Origin of the sequence: Enterococcus sp. AZ109 (assembly GCF_051714625.1) — a bacterium.
GTDB lineage: Bacteria > Bacillota > Bacilli > Lactobacillales > Enterococcaceae > Enterococcus_A.
Genome location: NZ_JBIOSF010000001.1, coordinates 1,116,647 through 1,134,217 on the forward strand (window position 1 = coordinate 1,116,647; position 17,571 = coordinate 1,134,217).

A 17,571-nucleotide genomic window follows, 5' to 3' on the forward strand; every position below is an offset into this window, starting at 1 on the left:
AAGCTTTAAATCAATGGTTAATAACAATACACAAAAAAACGATACAGTATACTGTATCGTCTTTTGTGTATTGTTATTGGACTAATTCTTCATGGTTCTTTAACAATTGATAGATATAGTATCGCTCAGAAGCCGGAAAAGTGACTTTTAATTGATTTTCTAGGTCATTCAATCCTCGATTTAATACGGTATTGTCCGTGACATGCTGATACTCTGTTAAGGTTGCCTTATCAATATGCAGTGGTTGATTTAAAATGCCCCGCTCAATTGCCCCCGCCATATGCATGACAAAGTTCACCATTAAAGCATAATCAGCTGATTGCCCGTCATTAGCAATGACTGAGTCAGCTAACCGCCAGACAGGTTCAATAATCTTCTTTGGATTAATGAAGGTGTAGCTTTCTTCCATAAAAGTAATACACAAGGCTCTGGCAGTCTCATGGGTTAGTTCTACTTCTTGCTGATTTTCCAAATCATTTTCCAACAGTAATTCATCAATTACCTGATCCGCTCGTTGATTGATGAATTTTTCCATTGGAATATAGGGGACGCCGATCTTCGGGTCCATAATTCCAGTGGTAGCAATGATTTTATAGTCTTTTTTGAACTCAGGAATTTTTTGATTGATTTCAGTTACTGACAAGGTTAGTACTTCAATATGATCTAGTTTACGCTGCTTTAATGGCCATTCGATGATTTCTTTAAGTCGCTGTGCAGTCCCTTCGCCAGAAGCACAGATGGCTAAAATGGCTTGTTTGCCTTCAACCTTCGGATTTTCCATCGGTGCAACTTTGCCATAACCTCGAAAACCCTTCAAGGACTCATATAGCTCTTCGAGACCAGAACCTAATACACTAGATTTACGAGCGGCTTCAACAACAAGAGGGGTAGTTACCATATCCAGTGTACGGATTGCGATCCCAGTGTCTTTTTGTAGTTCATCGTTAAAGGAAGCTAAAGACCCCATATCCACCATCAGCAGCACCCCGCTGCCTTCTTCCACCTGTAAGACTGCCTCACGGATTTTTTCAAAGGCTGTTCGCGGATGCATATCCAAAGGCATATCAACGGCTTTCAAATTAGTCACATCTAATAATTCACGAACAACTTGAGCCATTGAAGATGCGGTGCTGTTTCCATGAGCTGCAACCACCACCCCGATCTTGCCGGTTGGCTGATCTTCTCTTAAAGAAACCAAGAGCACCGTTAAGTAATAATCTTCACTTTCTGGAATCTTTACTTGAAATTCTTGTTCGACCAACTTGCGAATTTCTTTCGCAACCTGAAATTCTTTTGGATAATTGGTTGCCATCTCACGAATATTGGCGTTGGTTTCTCGGGTTTCCCCTTCATGAATTTTTTTCAAAAAAGAGGAAATATGCAAGCTCATGGCATATACAAAATTTTGTTGAAAGTACGTATTTAACCGTTCGCTAACCAATGCAGCAATCCGATTGCTCGTTTCAATTACGCGTTTATCGACAAATTCGGCCAAGCGAGTTTCAGTATCAAAGGTAAAGCCATGATCTTTATAAAAGGATTTCAAATGAATATTGATATCAGTTGAAATAAAATGATTAATTGTTTCCTGATCCAAACCTTCCATTTTCAACAAAGCGGCTTTGTCGCCAATAATATCATATAGATTGTAGGGTAATTCGTACGTATCGGTTCGGATTAGATTGTCAATTTCATTAGGTGTCACAATCATTTTCGGTTCCAAATAAGGCGAAATATCGGTAGTCTTCAAGCGGTCCGCAGACAATTGGACCAACCCTGATTTTATCCCATCGGTTAAATCATTTAAGGTAATACTGATTTTGTCTTGATTCATGTGCAACATAAAGCCACGGGCACAAACCAGTTGGACATTGGATTTCAATTGACCAACATTTCCATAAGTTACACTACCAAGTAAGGCTTTAACTACGTCTTCGGCTAGGGTAATCTTTCGTTGAATACGGTTGGCTTCCATCGCCACCATCACTCGCACTAAGTCAATCTGTTCAGCAGGTGGGCGGCTATTAAAAGGCGGCATTTGAATACTAATCGGAATGCGGCGGATAAAAGTATCTAACAAAGAAGAGTGGGGATCTTCGGTGGTTGCGCCAACAATTCGGACGTCTGCTGTATGATTCTTCCCCGTTTCCCCTAGACGATTATAGCTGCCGTGATCCATAAAATAAAAAATCATTTCTTGTCCTTCTGGTGGCAGGCGATGAATTTCATCCAAAAACAGCATACTACCATCGGCTTGCTGGATGAGTCCTTCTTTATCACTATCGGCCCCAGTAAAGGCACCTTTGACATAACCAAACAAGTGACTCATCAGCAACTCAGGGTTATTCGCATAGTCGGCACAATTGAAAACCACTAATTCCCGCTCTGGATCAATCACTAGTTGCGATTGAGCAAATTGAAACATCGCATGGGCAAAAAAAGTTTTTCCTGAACCAGTGGGCCCCGTTATCAAGCAGTTCAATCCCCGAGGCGGATACAAAATTGCAGCTTTAGCTTGATCGACAGCATTTTTCATACTGCCTGTAGAACCGATTATCCGAGAAAAAACATCGCCTTGCGGCTTAGCTAAAATCCGCTTTTCTGGTCGTTCCACTTGGTCTGCAGAAAAGGCTTCCTTCGTCACTTGCGCTAGTCCGGATTGCTGGACTTGTGCAAAATAACGGACTGGACGACCATCAGTCTTCTGCAATGCGCCTTCTTTTACCAACAAATTAAGATCTTTACTCGCATTTGTTCGTTGGATCTGCAAAGCATCAGCAACTTCTTTCGTCGTAACATGTGCATGGTCACAAACATATTCGTAGATTCGATCAATTCGTCGTTCCATTTCCCCACCCGCTTTTTCTAAGTGTATCCTTTTCCAAGGAAAGAGCCCAAAGATAATTATTTTCTAAAGAAATGATACACTATATTTTGAATAAATACAAAAGATTACGCTTTACTTTTAGGTATTCGTAAGATATTAAACAAACACTACTTGATTTTTTAGATGCCCTATACTAGGTTTTTTCAACGTTTTCCATCCATTATAAATAACAATCTCTTTCTGTTTAAATGCTTTGCTTTTTGAAACATTACAACAGACAACAAACGCTAGTGTATTATAGTTAATTCCAATTCCACCTTAACTATCATCTTTCAAACTGTTCAAATAATTTCAGTTTGTTTTATACATTTATAATAGAAGAAACACAACTTTCAGATTATCTTTCACGATTCTAGAAAGAAAAGATTTTCGTAAAAAAAGACCCGCTGAGAACGGATCTAAATTGCTGTAAAAAAGGTCATAGCTCCTAGAAAAATACCTGGCAAGTTAGCAATCACCAGTGGCCAGTCCTTTTGCTTTTTCATCGCTCCATAGATGACCCAACACGTACAATTAATCATTGCTACAAACGGCTGGATTGGACTGCCCTGGTTTCCTTCAAGATTGTTCATAATCTGAGGAATATAAGAGACATACATTAGCACGGATAAAACGGAAGCCGCTCTGCCCAGCTGTTGAATTTTATGTTCTTTCTCATTTTGACTACTCATGATCATCCTCCTTTGAGAAGTTTTCTACTCATTTAGTATAGCATAGACACAATGAAATCAAGGGATAATAGCCTTTAGCAGAAATTTGGTGACATTTCGTCACCGTTAGTTTATACTAATTGCAAAGAGTGACATTTTGTCACTGAAACGGAGGTCTTTCTACCAATGCAACTACTATTAGCAATAGTCACTATTACCTTAGCTTTAGTCTTTTATACTCTCGGCGTTTTCGCTGAACGGCGTGCCGGAGAGTTGAAATTGAACCATCTAGGATTATTCGCCTTAGGACTGATTTTTGACACCACAGGTACTACTATCATGTCGGCCATCGCCAAAGCTGAACCCGTTACAGGAATTACTTTGCATCAAATTACTGGTATGTTGGCTATTTTTTTAATGGCCTTTCATCTGATCTGGGGCATTTACGTTTATTTCAAGGGCAGCATTCAATCAAAGCAAACCTTTCATCGCTTTAGCTTAGTGGTTTGGCTCTTTTGGCTTGTGCCCTATATTGTCGGAATGATCGTCGGAATGAAACACTAAAGGAGGAATAAAATGCAAAAATTAGCTCGAACCAGTTTGGTTTATCTGATTGTTGGATTGGTCTTTGGCGTTTATTATCGAGAGTTTACTAAGTTTACTGGGTTTAACGGGAAAACACAATTAGCTGTTTTACACACTCACACCTTAGTGCTAGGAATGCTCTTCTTTTTACTGGTTTTACTGCTAGAAAAGAATTTTTCGCTTAGTCAGCAAAAACATTTTAACAAGTTTTTCCTGTTCTTCAATTTAGGGTTGATTATCACCTTAGCTATGCTTTTAGTTCACGGCACCTTAACCGTGCTTGGTCATCCTGATTCTGCTGCGATTTCAGGAATTGCTGGAATGGGCCATATTTTACTAACAATCGGGTTAGGCTTTTTCTTCCATTGCTTGTTGAAATCTTTACCATCAGCCTGACATTTCGCTCTTCAGTTGCTTGAAGGGTGTTTTTTTCTTTCTATTGAAATAAGCTATAATAAGATCAAAGAATTTTAGAAGGAGGATGCTCTATGCAGGAATTACTGACAGCTATTTTCCAAGCAGCGGAGAAAGAAAAAAAGAACGAACAACAACTGTTGATCAAATTAATGGAAGAAGTCGGAGAAGCCGCCCAAGCGTTGTTGGCTAGCCAAAATGCTCCTGGCAGTGAGTATAAGAACTTAACTACAGCTGATGTGAAGGAAGAACTGGTAGATACCTTACTGGTTACCTTTGCCTTTTTGCATAAGTTAGGGACTGACGAGAAAGAATTACAAGTACTGCTAGAAACCAAACTAGCGAAATGGCAGGCAAAGCAAGATGGGTAACGCTTATTATCCGATCCAAATTCCTTACCTGTTATCAAAAGAGTTCCAACGTTTTGTCTCCTATCATGAAGAACAGTATACCGGCTTGCAGGAGTTTGTCATTTGTTATTGGCAAATGACACCTTTAACCACCCAAAAACATGACATCGAGAATATTATCATTGCAGATGGCTGTATCGATCTGGTAGTTGCCTTTGACCAACAACAAATTGGTTTTTCTGGTATGCGGGAGACAGACTTCCACTTTACGATTCCTTCGACTGAGCGCTTTATGGGCTTGCGTTTTAAACCCGGTGCTTTTCAGCAATTGTTTCAGTTGTCGGCAGATCAAGGAATGGATCAGTTTTTACCTTTTGAAGATTTAGTCGCAGATTTTGATCAGCAGTGCTTTTTCCAATTACCTTTTGATGAAGCCAAGCAGTATTTAACTCATTATTGGACCCAGCTTTTGGAGAAAAAGCACGCAGAATATTATACGCAACTTTTTGACACTTTAATAGAAGAATTGCCCGAAACAGCTGCCGCTTTGTATGAATTACTAGATCTGAAAGAGCGTAGTTGTCAGCGGATATTCCAGGAAAAGTATGCGTTATCGCCTAAAAAAGTTCTGTCGATTTTACGTTTTCAAACAGGCTTGAAAGAACTCCTGCAATCAACGGAACCTTCTACAATTAATTATTATTATGACCAGTCGCATTTTATCCAAGACTTTAAACGAAATATCGGCATCACGCCAAAAGAATTGATTCAGTATTATCGAGCGTGACGGTTTTTTCCTATCGTTGATTCTCCTCTTCTTTTAAACTAAAGAAAAAGGGAGGAATCATTATGTACCAACAATTAACCGCCAATTTAATGGTAGAAAGCATCGAGGACACACTAGCATTTTATACTGAAAAACTAGGATTTAACTTATTGACCTCTGCTCCCCATGCAGATGGCTATTTGCAGTTTGCGATTGTCGAAAAGGACGGCTTGAACCTGATGTTCCAAGAACGGAAAAACTTTACTGAGGAATATCCGATGCTCAATACTCCGGCTACAAAACCTTCTATCAGTTTATTTATTAAGGTTGCTAACTTCGATGAACTATATGAATCGCTAAAATCTGCGGTTCCCTTAGCAGCTGATCTTCACACCACTTTTTATGATACAAAGGAATTTGCAATTGTGGATAATACAGGCTATGTGTTAACTTTTGCCGAATAGCCGGATAAAGGACTCCGCTTTAGAGTATTAAGACAAAGCTTTTTTTTGAAGCCGTATACCGTTTATAATGGTTTTAGTAGGTTTGCTAATTTTGAAAATCTTTTACTTTTTACACACATCAACAAAGAAGGACAAGGGCTGCATTTTTACCTGCAGATTTTTGTCCTTCTTTTCATTTAAAAATTTTACTTCATATTCGTCCGTCTTTCGCGCATTTCTTTGTCTAATTGCTTTTGGGCCTGTTTAGAGCCGCGATCTAGGTCACGATTTTTCTTGCGGGTGTGATAGTCGATAAACAGGCTGTCTAAATCGTAATCGGCTGGATAGAGTTCTTGAGCTGCCATCAATAATTTCACTCTTTGACGGGGCACGTTATTGATTTCATCCTTGACGAGTACCGCAAGTTGACTTTCTCCTTCGTCATGATAAACCAGACCGATCGTTTCCGTTTCGGTTAATTGTACCCGATCCCCTTTTTGAAAGAGAATAAGCGCCTTCTCTTTTTTGAATAGACTTGGTTCCTCGGTTTTGGCAAAGGTTTGCTTACTTGTACGGTAGTCCTTTTGATGAATATATTTCTGGGCTTGCTGAATTAAGCCCTTGGACATGTGCATTTTTTTCGCAATCCATAAAGCTTGACTGTCGCCAATTTCACCGACTTGCAAGAGATATTTTGGCGTTAACGTGTCCCGATCAAAAGCCATCGCAGCTGGCACAAAATCTTCGTGAATCTCAGCGAAACGTTTGATCTCTCCGTAATGGGTCGTCGCTACCACTAATCCACCGTTTTCGTACATACTTTCCATAATAGCAACTGCTAAAGCAGCCCCTTCATTTGGTTCGGTTCCACTGCCGATTTCATCTAACAATATCAACGTATTGCGCTTCACTTGATTTAAAATCTGGGCGATATTGTGCATATGACCAGAAAATGTACTTAGAGCGTTTTCTAGATTCTGCTGATCGCCGATATCGACGAACAAATGATCCAAGACGGCAATTTTTGTTCCTGCCTGAGCGGGTATCTGTAAACCGATCATGGTCATCAAGGTTAACAACCCCACTGTTTTCAATACTACCGTTTTTCCGCCAGCATTTGCTCCAGTAATAACTAAGCCGCGATATTTTTCACCAAGATTGAAATCCAGCGGTACCGCATCTTTAGGTAAGAAGGGATGCCGGCCTTTTTTGATCTGAATCACTTCTGATTTGTTGACATCTGGTGTGACGCCATTTAGGTCACGACTATATTTCGCCCGAGCAAAAATGACATCAAAAGCGGTAATGGTCTCTATCGCAAAATCAATCACGCTTTCGTTTTCGGCTAACAAACCGGTTAACTCTGCCAATACTTGATATTCTTCGGCTACCTCTTCAGCCTTCAGCATGGCATGGCGTTCATTCAATTTAGAAACAGTATTGGGTTCAATAAAGGCGGTCTGACCGTTGCCCGACTGCTCGACAATCGTGCCGGCAATTTTGTTTTTGTAGCTAGCTTTGATCGGTACGGTGTAATGTTCACCTTTTTTAATAATTAAGGCTTCCTGCAGCATTGTTTTATTGTTAGGATGCCGCAAGAATTTCAGCAGTTTGTCTTGGATTTCTCTTTCAGTTTCATTGACTTGCTTGCGGACTCGCCGCAAATTCTTGGAAGCATCGTCGCTAACTTTATGATTGTGGATTTTTTGATAGATCTCTTCCTCCACAGCTAAGAGTTGGGGTAATTCTTTGGCGTAATTGTACAGTAAAGGCGTCTGGTACTGATTTTTTTCAAAAAACTTGGTGATCATGCGACTGCTGCGCAGAAAATCAGCTGCCTCTATTAATTCAGGCGGTGTCAGCAGCATTCCCTTTTTCACTTGGCTGATCAAATGGTCGATCTGACTTAGCCCCATAAAGGGAACGTGCTGGCTGCTGTCAATAATAAGTCGAGCTTCTTGCGTTTCTTTTTGCCAAGCTCGCACGGTCGCTAAATTACTTTGAGGCTTCATCTCTGCAATCCGCTCTTTACTATAATTGCCGATGGCTCGGCTTTGGATTTCTTCAATAATTCGATTAAATTGTAAATGATTGATTGTTTCGTTATTCATTCTTCTCTTTCCCTTCTTGAAAAGAGATACCTGTCCTCAAATAAATCCTCCACCTAGAGAATGCAAAGAGAACACAAAAAAGACGATAGTCATACTATCGTCTTAGAATACAAAATTCTATCTATCGACAGGTATCACTCATATAAGCACACCAAATAAACCTACTCGTTTATTGGCTATTCAACTTACTGAATTAGATACCTATTACACTCACAAAATTACCTCATATATTCTAGGTGGATGATTTATTCTCAAGAACACTATACCAAGAGGCCTTTGTCCTGTCAAATCAATAAAACATTTAATAACGATCAAAAAAGAGCAGTCCACTCAAATTAACACACTTCTTCCTTAGAGAAATTGCTTCCCCTTACATTTAAATTCTGCCACTTCAGCTTTTTTATTCACCTAACCCACTTAGCATTTAGACGGTTCATCCCAATCATTATTCAGCTTAAAAAAGAGAAAATACTGATTTAAACAACCAGTTGACGTTCGTTTCGACAGTCTCCTTTTAAAATAATTAATATTAATTACTCCTCATGCTGTATCAATTGTACAAGCATTTTCATAATTATTATTTTTCTGTTTCATATCCGGTTATTAAAAGCATAAAAAATGCGTAAATAACGTATCCATGATAGTGTTTACAGTGAATAGAGTTGTTTTAGCTTGATACATATTCTATTTAAAAACGTTCTTAAGGTTAATAATCAATTACTCAATTGACACTATAATTGATCACTAGCAATCCCTCAGGAACAGTTCAAAGGAGGTGGAGGTTTGGAAAGAAGATTGCTTGCGGCTACGCTTTTTACTTACTGTGTCGTTTTACTGCTTTTTCTTCCAGTGAATGACCTCGTTTTTGCGCAAGTAAACTCTGACGGAAAAGTTTTGTTGCATGAAAATAATCGGGTAACTGAACCTAAAGAGCCCTTGAATCCTGAAGAAACGCGACCTAATGATCCATACAACCGTCCCACAAATGAAAAAGGTCCCCTCTCACTGGATGTTGTACCCAGAGGATTTTACTTTGGCACACAGAAAATGTACCATGCAGCTCACACTTACCAAGCGACAGCAAGCGACAATCATCTCCAGTATGTGCAGGTCACCGATAACCGAGACCGAGCTGTAAATGGTTGGTCTTTAAAAGTTCGCCAATCCGACTATTTGCATGACGCACAAACAAATCACGAGTTAACTGGAGCCACGCTTTATCTGCCAAAAGGCAAGCCAAGAAATACCAACAATCCTGCTGGTTCAGCGAGTGACGCAAACAATTTAATCGCATCCGAAGTTTCCATCACAAATCAGGAAGTGACTATTTTCAGTGCACCTAATCGTGAGAATGTAGGCAAAGCAACTTCAACTATTTTTTGGCAAGCACATGATGTGAAGCTGAGCGTTCCCAAAGATACTGTACAAGCTGGAGACTATTCAACAAAAATTTATTGGATTTTGACTGATGGAGGTCCATCAAACTAAAAACAAGGAGATTAACAATCATGAAAAAAACAAAACTATTAGTTACCGGTTTATTATTATTTTCAACTTTACTTGCAGGTACTGCAACTACCTTAGCCGCAACATCAAACGCAACAATTGCCTTTGACCCTAGTACCGGTGAGGGAAATCCCAGCGATCCTAATAATCCTAGTCAGGAAAATCCTAATCAGGATGTAACTGAATCCGGAGAGCGCGGTCCCCTAATTTTAAAAGTAGTTCCTTATTTTAATTTCGGTGAACATGAGGTTAACCAATCCGGTGTAACTTATGATGATATCGAACCAAACAATACCTATATTGAGGTTCGGGATAATCGAAATGCTGCAGTTGACGGTTGGGCAGTGACTGCATCTAGAACAACTTTTGCTAATGCCGACACTACATTGCCAGCTCGTTTAGCCTTGCCCCAAGGAGTCATTCGCAATAGTAATACCACAGACGCTCAAGGCAATGCCGGCGGACCGCAAAATGAAATCACTAACGGGTCAATTGTTTCGACTGCCGCTGATATTCCCGTTGGAAACACCAATACGGTAACTGTTTTAGCCACGACAATAGGCAGCAATCAAGTCGGAAAAGCCAACACTACTAGCGCTTTAGCAGAACGCACCCCACGGGCACAGTTGATCGTGGGAGAGGGTGACGGATCAACCGGTACCTTCGCTTCGACTATTACTTGGACAGTAACAGCCGGTGCTGGGGCTTAAGAGCCTTCATCAGAAACAACGATTTTGTTAGAAAGGACACGAATCAAGTGAAACAGTTGAAAAATTTTTTTATCATCTTTACTTTTATGTTACTGGCTTTGCCGTCCTCGATCGCTTTCGCTCAAGACAGCGATCCTGGCGAGGCGGCTGAGTTTAGCGCCACCAAAATAAAACCAGACGCTCCCCAAGTTGACGCAAACAGCGCTTTCTACGATTTATTAGTTCAGCCTGGTGATACTGTGACCATTCAAGCTGAATTGACTAATTACAGCGCCGATGAGAACACTATCAAGATGGGAAACTATACCACCTTTACCAATGATAATGGAGAAATTAACTATTCCGCGGCTTTGCCAGAAGACCGACAAGATGAAAGTTTAGAATTGCCTTTTTCAGCGATCTCTTCGTTGATGGAGGGCGATACTGTGACGCTTGCTCCTGGAGAGAAAAAGGTTGTTTCTATGGGGATTAACGTTCCACAGGATGCAAAAAATGGCGTCGTTTTAGGCTCTTGGTATTTTGAAAAGCAAACAGCTGAAAATCAAGCACCCGAACAAGAAGAAGGCGGTGTTGTAATTGACAACCGCTTTGCCTACGCCATGGCTGTGAAACTAACGATTCAAGAAGAAGTTGCTTCACCGAATATGAATCTTTTAACGGTTGAACCTGGATTAAATAATTATCAAAAAGTAATTAATGCTAAGGTACAAAATGATCAGGCAGCGATTCTCAGCGAGTTGGCTTTTACCGGAGAGATTACCCGTCAAGGCAACGACCGAGTATTATTGAATCAATCATTGGAAAATCGAGTAATGGCCCCTAATTCAAATTACAATGTACCTTTTTTCTTCGGTGAACGTCAGTTAGAGCCTGGGGACTATACTTTGCACCTACAGGCAACCACTACTGATCCAAAGTGGGAGGAACAAACTTGGGAATGGACTGAGGACTTCACAATAACACGCGAACAATCCAATCAGATCAACCAAGCTGCTGTCAACGATCCCGAGCCTGAGCCTAATTATTTAATATACATCTTGATCGGAATCATTCTGCTATTAATCCTTATTTTGATCGTTGTCCTTTTCCGGAAAAAACAAGGAGCCAGAAAGGAAGAAAGTTAGGAGGAAATGCAATGAAATACTTTTCAACGATGATTAACTGTTTAGTTATGCTCGGATGTTTCATTGTTTTAGCCCCCCTTTCTGCATTAGCAGTTTCTAATGCGGACTCCGAAGTTTCTATACGCTTTTCCGAATGGGCAGATGATCCGCAACAGCAACCTGTTGAGTCCACGGTCGGCGGCGGCACCGCAGGGAAACGCTATCCCCAGACTGGCGAAAAAATTAGACAAGCTTTCACTACATTAGGTATTGTGCTGATTGGTTTCATATTGTTGATTATCTATAAAAGAAGGAAGGAGAAAACGGATGAAAAAGAAAACCATTAGTGGCTTTATAAGCGTGGTATTGATTCTGAGCTTCTTGTTTTCTCCAACTGCCTTCTCTTTTGCCAGTGAAAACGCGCTGCCAGAAGATGCCCTAGTTCTTTTGCTTAACGGAGAGAGCACCACTCAAATTAAGCAAAAAGATACGCAAGTAAAGCTAACCATAAACTATCAATCATTAGAACTTCTTACTGACAATCTCCCAGAGGCACCACCAAAAAAGGACAAAAAATTACAGCTCCAATTACCAAGCGGGCTCTCTCTTGAGAAAAGCAAACATCCGCAACTGGCTTCGACAATTCTTCAGGAAGATCAAAAAATTACCGTTGATTTATCTCCAGCTCAAGAAAAGTTAGAGCTAATTTTGACAGTAAATACTGATGAGCTAGCTTCTTCATCTTTAATATCTGGAAATCTTTACCTTGAAGGTTCAATCATTGGACAAGCAAGTGCCGAATTGATCAAGATCGTTAACGAAGAAGTAGAAAGTTCAACAACGGAAGTTGAAAACAAGCCACCAATGCAAGAAGCAGTCCCATTAGCTGAAGGAACCTTAGATTTAGGAATACCTACTCAAAGAACCTTGCCAGTTGCACCTGTTAGTCAAGATCAGTTCGAAAATGTCAACTACTTTGAGGTTGGATCACGGGATGAGTGGAATTCGGCACTAACGACCGCTAATAACAATGCACAAGAAATTACATATATTACTATTACTCAGGATTTCCAGATGTCCACTGCAACGACTGTTGTTGATGGGGCTCAATTGGCCACGACCTCACGCACAGACAAAAAACTTGTCGTCGAAGGGAACGGACACACGATTGATTTTCGTGACTTGACCATGCGATTTACTGGTGCTAATTGGGATTTGGTCTTCCAAAACGTGAATATTTATAACGCCAATGATTGGGGTCTTGCTGACACTTATAACGTGAGTGGCTTTCCAATCATCACAGTTCATAATTATATTCAGTATGGGGCACAGGCTTTTGAAGGCTCGCGTGGGAAGATCATTCTTTCTGGCAATACTTCAATGACCAGTAGCCATACTGAAAGTTATGTCTCGCCAATTGATCAGCAGACAGTCACTATTGACCAACGCTTTATCGGTGGAAACGGTAGTTCGAATATCGAAGTGGGTGAAGTCTACATAAAAACCGGTTCGTCTATCCGAATGGATAATGGGCGCTACGGCAGCAACTTTAGTATTGCCACTGGTGGGAATTTCTATATCGAAGACGGTGGACAAACGGAACTTATTTTAAGCAATTTGGAACAGCCGCTTAATCCTAACGGTTGGGGCGGCGCACAAGATTACTCCCCTTCAAATATTTCTATTGTTGCAGGAATTACGGCACAACCTTGGCCTGCCAATTATCGTCCATCCTCTTTACAAGGCCGAACGAATAGCATCTATTTTGGTGATAATGCCACTGTTACTATGGAAAACGGAGCTGCCCGCAGACGCAATGCTGGACTTATTCAATTCATGCTGGGAAACGGGCTATTCGAGCTAGGTGATAATGCCACCTTTAACGGCTATATTGCCGAAAACACAGGTGGTGGTGGTCTGTTCCTATCCCCCATGTATTTTGCTGGCGGCGGATCGATTGTTTTAGGTACTAATGCCAACTTTAATTTGACTGTAGGCCAATTGCCAGAAGCGGTGGGCACTAATGAATTTGGAACCGTGAGTGGTGATGCTATTTATTTCGCAGGATTAGGCAGCATTCGAATTGGGACAGACGCCGATTTTAAATTAAGAAGTGCTAGCAGTACCACAACAGGACTGATTTTCATGCCTACTGCGCCTTCTTCTATTCAATTAGCTGATCAAGCAACCTTTGATGTAGGTTTCTTGAAACCGGCGGCAAACCCGCTCATCTATCTATTTGGAAACATTCGTGTTCCACAAACTGGAAACTACGCTCACCAGATTGGTTACTGGACAGAAAATCAATTTGGCGACACACCTAGCGAGCTTTTCCGACCATTGGATCAAACTGTTTTGACTTATGCTGGAACAGTCGTCACGGGTCGACAAACTCAGGTCGCTGCTACCTTTGAAGATAACGGGGTCGTTGCCCGGTTCAGCTCTGATTTCACCTCGACCGCTCAGCATTTGCTGATTCGACCATTAGTTCAAGAAATCGAGTCGATTGATCTGTTAACGAATGAAACACAAACTGAATACACCGTTACTGGGAATGCACAGCCTCCAGGTGAACCAGTGGAACTATCTGGGGGACCTTTTGATGATCCATCCTTGACTGCCCAGCAAAAGCAAACGGTCATTCAAAGCGATGGAACCTATCAATGGCAGGGAACTTTACCAAGACCCTTTTACTACGGTGACACGATCCGAGCCACTTATGTTCGTGACCCTGTCAAATATGCAGAAACCGCTGTTGAAGACGCGACGAGTCCTACTGGGACAGGCCGAACGGTTCATGTAGCAGAAAGTACAACGATCCCGAATGCAGCGGAGTTTATCGAAAGTGTCTCGGATACCAACCCTACACAAACTGATAAAGCTGCTTTTAATTACAGGTTTGCTGACAATACGATAGCATCTGGCGCACCTGCGGTAATCAGCTCAGGGGAGGAAACGCAAACGTATCAAGACCAAGTCATTATTGATGATACTCGGGAAAATGATTCAGAACCGATCGAGGTGACTTTGGTGGTTCACCGCGCTGATACTATCAACACAATTCAAGCCAATAATCTGACCCGACGCTACAGTGATGTTGCCGAATTTGAAGTAGGATCAGCTGAGTACGCCGCTTACTTACTTGGTCAGTTAAATGCGACTGCCCAAACAATTATTAATGGAGAACTGGTTGATTTAACCTCAGAGATTACGATTGGAAATTCACTCTCGATCCCTAACAATGTCGGTGGTCCGTATTCCATTCAGCTAGTCGTACCAGTGACTTCCGAAAACCAATTGTCTCAACCCTTAGTAAAATCTGTAAATCTTTTTGTTCTATCGAACTTGGTGAATCCACGAGATCCTTCTTCCAATGAATTTTTAGAGGACACTGAAAACCAAGGGACTGGTGAAAATACTGATTTACGTTTAGATTACGTTCCTTCGGTTTTTGACTTTGGAACCGGAATCGTTCAATGGACCGATCGTACCTATTCGGCTCAAGGAACCGATGATCAATGGGTACAAATATCCGATAATCGATCCAATGAATCAGGATGGGACTTGAAAGTTTCTGCGACCCCTTTTGAATCTAGTGGTGACCAATTACTTGGGGCTAATCTGATCCTTCCACAAGGAGAAGCATACAACCGTAATAGCAGTGGAACAGTTGATCCTACCGGCTTGGTTGCTCAAGGAGCGATGCCGTTGACTGCTGATCCCACTACTCTTTTGACAGGAGCTGGTGTGAATTCCAAAGACGAATCAACCTATGTATGGAAGAAAAATCAAGTACAGCTTCGAGTGCCCCGTGGACAGGGTCTAGTTGGCGAAACTTATCAGTCTACGATAACTTGGGTTGTAGAAGCAGGTGCTGCAAATTAACGCCACCAAAAAAAGCCAAACCACCTTTTTTTCAGGCAGTTTGGCTTTTTTGGTGTTCTTGCTGGTTAGGCAAGCCACAAAAGAATGAGAATATGTCAAGCAGGTATGTGACCAGCTAACATCAGATTTTTGTGTCGTATCCTTGCAGCGCTTCTGATCCTTCGTCGCTGTTACTGATACGAATCACATTTTCCATGGATGAAACAAAGATTTTACCATCTCCAGGATTTCCAGTGTGGAGAATACGCTTCATTTTTTCCACCACTTGATGAACAGGGATGCTGCTGACTACTACATCAACTTTCACTTTCGGTAAAAGCTTGGTTGGAACTGGTGAGCCACGGTAGTATTCGGTATTGCCTTTTTGAATGCCGTGTCCCAATACTTGAGTAACGGTCAGGCCTTCAATCCCGATATCTTCCAGACCATTTTTTAAGTTATCTAATTTATTTTCGTTAATGACCACCGAAATCGTGGTAATATCGTTTTTCTCTTTGGTAGTAGATGGACGTAACCAGTCTTTGGTTACCGTTGCCGTTGAAGAACCCGTTTCTTCTACGGTGTCTTCCAACTTGATGTTCGCCACATTAGTAGCTAATTCCGGTGTCGGATTCAAGATTGAACCAGTTCCAACAAGAGCGTTTTGAGAAGCTGATTCACCACTGCCATCTGTCATATCAGGTGCCACTACAAATCCACTGTAAGCAGTTGGCAGACCATGTTCAACAATATCCAAACCAGCAATTTCGACTTCTTCTGAAACTCGTAAGCCAACGGTGTGTTTTAATACGGTGAACAATACAGTAGTTGTCGCACCAACCCAAGCCATCGTGATAATTACACCGATAAACTGCGTGCCCAAATAGTTCAAGCCGCCGCCGTACAACAAACCACCTTCTACAGCGAATACGCCAGTTAACAGAGTACCCAAAGCGCCACACACCCCGTGAACTGCTACAGCACCAACTGGATCATCCACTCGTAATTTATTATCAATAAATTCAACTGCAAAGACCATTGCAATCCCAGCAATCGTACCAATTGCCAACGCACCTGGTGCGCTTACCACATCACAACCAGCAGTAATCCCAACTAAACCAGCCAATGTACCATTTAGAGTTAAAGAGACATCAGGTTTTTTGTACTTAATCCAAGAAACAATCATTGCTGCTAAAGTACCAGTAGCCGCTGCAATATTAGTATTTACTAATACATTTGATGCCAATACCATTGTGTCATCACCGGTCATTGAAGTCGTTGAACCCCCATTAAAACCAAACCAGCTGAACCAAAGGATAAATACTCCTAAAGCAGCAAAAGTTAAGTTATGACCAGGAATCGCCTGAGATTTTTTGTCCTTCGTGTATTTTCCAATACGTGGACCTAAAATTGCTGCTCCGACAAATGCCGCTACACCACCAACCATATGCACCGCTGTTGAACCAGCAAAATCGTGGAAGCCCATCTCAGCTAAGAAGCCGCCGCCCCAGATCCAGTGCCCAGAAATCGGATAAATAAGTCCACTGATTACTGCACTGAAGATACAGTAGGCAACAAAGTTCGTCCGTTCAGCCATCGCTCCCGAAACGATGGTTGCCGCTGTCGCACAGAACACTGTTTGGAACAGTAAAAATGTTGGAGTCGGAAGATCAAACGTTAATGTCCCAGAGGCGAAAAAGTTAAATCCGCCGAAAATGGCACTGCTTCCGCCAAACATAATACCAAAACCAATGATCCAATAGAGCACAGTCCCAAAACAAAAATCAATCAAGTTCTTCATAATGATGTTGCCGGCGTTTTTTGCTCTAGTGAATCCCGCTTCTACTAAAGTAAAACCTGCCTGCATGAAAAATACTAGAAAAGCTCCTAATAACGTCCAAATTACGTCTACTGATGAGTACATCCTACCAACCCTTTCTTTTTTCGTGTAACCTTATCTAACAAATTACCACCAAAAAATGAACTAGTCAATACTTTATGTCACAAAATCTGACATAAACATAATTTTGAACAAAAAAACGCTTACTATATGTAACCATATATAACACTAAGTTGTAATACGTCAATTAAACGATCGAATACTGTAGTGAAATTGATTTTAACTGGGCGATAATTGCATTCAAAATTGTTTCAATTAATCATTCGTTCGTACTAAAAAGCT

Annotated in this window: 14 protein-coding genes; 10 read left to right on the forward strand and 4 right to left on the reverse strand. The window is 41.2% G+C overall.

What is annotated here, in order from left to right:
• Positions 1–73: 73 nt before the first annotated feature.
• Positions 74–2,848 carry a sigma 54-interacting transcriptional regulator gene (locus IGI42_RS05345; RefSeq protein WP_438714775.1) on the reverse strand — a complete coding sequence of 925 codons (2,775 nt, stop codon included), beginning with the start codon at positions 2,846–2,848 and terminating at the stop codon, positions 74–76.
• A gap of 437 nt (positions 2,849–3,285) precedes the next feature.
• Positions 3,286–3,558: a SemiSWEET family transporter gene (locus tag IGI42_RS05350; RefSeq protein WP_438714777.1), complete on the reverse strand. Its 273-nt coding sequence runs from the start codon at positions 3,556–3,558 to the stop codon at positions 3,286–3,288.
• A 165-nt stretch (positions 3,559–3,723) separates the two neighbouring features.
• Between IGI42_RS05350 and IGI42_RS05355 the strand changes: the two genes are divergently transcribed.
• The 5 genes from IGI42_RS05355 (at position 3,724) to IGI42_RS05375 (ending at position 6,116) form a co-directional block, all read left to right on the forward strand.
• Positions 3,724–4,101, forward strand: coding sequence for an HsmA family protein (locus IGI42_RS05355; protein ID WP_438714779.1), 378 nt, complete (start codon positions 3,724–3,726; stop codon positions 4,099–4,101).
• A gap of 12 nt (positions 4,102–4,113) precedes the next feature.
• The gene (locus tag IGI42_RS05360) at positions 4,114–4,518 is read left to right on the forward strand and encodes a DUF2871 domain-containing protein (RefSeq protein ID WP_438714780.1); all 405 of its coding nucleotides are present in this window, start codon (positions 4,114–4,116) and stop codon (positions 4,516–4,518) included.
• 92 nt (positions 4,519–4,610) lie between these two features.
• Entirely contained in the window at positions 4,611–4,907 is a 297-nt protein-coding gene (locus IGI42_RS05365) for a hypothetical protein (RefSeq protein ID WP_438714782.1), read from the forward strand.
• Positions 4,900–5,673 carry a DUF6597 domain-containing transcriptional factor gene (locus tag IGI42_RS05370; protein WP_438714784.1) on the forward strand — a complete coding sequence of 258 codons (774 nt, stop codon included), beginning with the start codon at positions 4,900–4,902 and terminating at the stop codon, positions 5,671–5,673. The genes IGI42_RS05365 and IGI42_RS05370 overlap by 8 nt, the downstream gene beginning before the upstream one ends.
• A 62-nt stretch (positions 5,674–5,735) precedes the next feature.
• Positions 5,736–6,116, forward strand: coding sequence for a VOC family protein (locus IGI42_RS05375; RefSeq protein ID WP_438714786.1), 381 nt, complete (start codon positions 5,736–5,738; stop codon positions 6,114–6,116).
• 185 nt (positions 6,117–6,301) lie between these two features.
• Here the strand turns inward: IGI42_RS05375 and IGI42_RS05380 are convergent, their stop codons facing one another.
• Positions 6,302–8,206 (reverse strand): endonuclease MutS2, encoded by a 1,905-nt coding sequence (locus IGI42_RS05380; RefSeq protein ID WP_438714787.1) that lies wholly within the window; start codon positions 8,204–8,206, stop codon positions 6,302–6,304.
• A gap of 783 nt (positions 8,207–8,989) precedes the next feature.
• On the opposite strand from IGI42_RS05380, the gene IGI42_RS05385 reads away from it, so the two are divergent.
• From IGI42_RS05385 to IGI42_RS05405, 5 genes are read left to right on the forward strand one after another with little or no spacing between them, the layout of a single operon-like run.
• Positions 8,990–9,694 carry a WxL domain-containing protein gene (locus tag IGI42_RS05385; RefSeq protein WP_438714789.1) on the forward strand — a complete coding sequence of 235 codons (705 nt, stop codon included), beginning with the start codon at positions 8,990–8,992 and terminating at the stop codon, positions 9,692–9,694.
• Positions 9,695–9,714: 20 nt separating this feature from the next.
• Complete coding sequence (locus tag IGI42_RS05390) at positions 9,715–10,422, forward strand: WxL domain-containing protein (RefSeq protein ID WP_438714791.1); 708 nt, start codon at positions 9,715–9,717, stop codon at positions 10,420–10,422.
• Positions 10,423–10,469: 47 nt separating this feature from the next.
• The gene (locus IGI42_RS05395; RefSeq protein WP_438714793.1) at positions 10,470–11,546 is read left to right on the forward strand and encodes a DUF916 and DUF3324 domain-containing protein; all 1,077 of its coding nucleotides are present in this window, start codon (positions 10,470–10,472) and stop codon (positions 11,544–11,546) included.
• An 11-nt stretch (positions 11,547–11,557) separates the two neighbouring features.
• The gene (locus IGI42_RS05400) at positions 11,558–11,872 is read left to right on the forward strand and encodes an LPXTG cell wall anchor domain-containing protein (RefSeq protein WP_438714795.1); all 315 of its coding nucleotides are present in this window, start codon (positions 11,558–11,560) and stop codon (positions 11,870–11,872) included.
• A complete protein-coding gene (locus tag IGI42_RS05405) occupies positions 11,853–15,410 on the forward strand; it encodes a WxL domain-containing protein (RefSeq protein WP_438714797.1) in 3,558 nt (1,185 codons plus the stop codon). The genes IGI42_RS05400 and IGI42_RS05405 overlap by 20 nt, the downstream gene beginning before the upstream one ends.
• 121 nt (positions 15,411–15,531) lie before the next feature.
• On the opposite strand, the gene IGI42_RS05410 is transcribed toward IGI42_RS05405, so the two are convergent.
• Positions 15,532–17,313 carry an ammonium transporter gene (locus IGI42_RS05410; protein WP_438714799.1) on the reverse strand — a complete coding sequence of 594 codons (1,782 nt, stop codon included), beginning with the start codon at positions 17,311–17,313 and terminating at the stop codon, positions 15,532–15,534.
• Positions 17,314–17,571 lie beyond the last annotated feature (258 nt).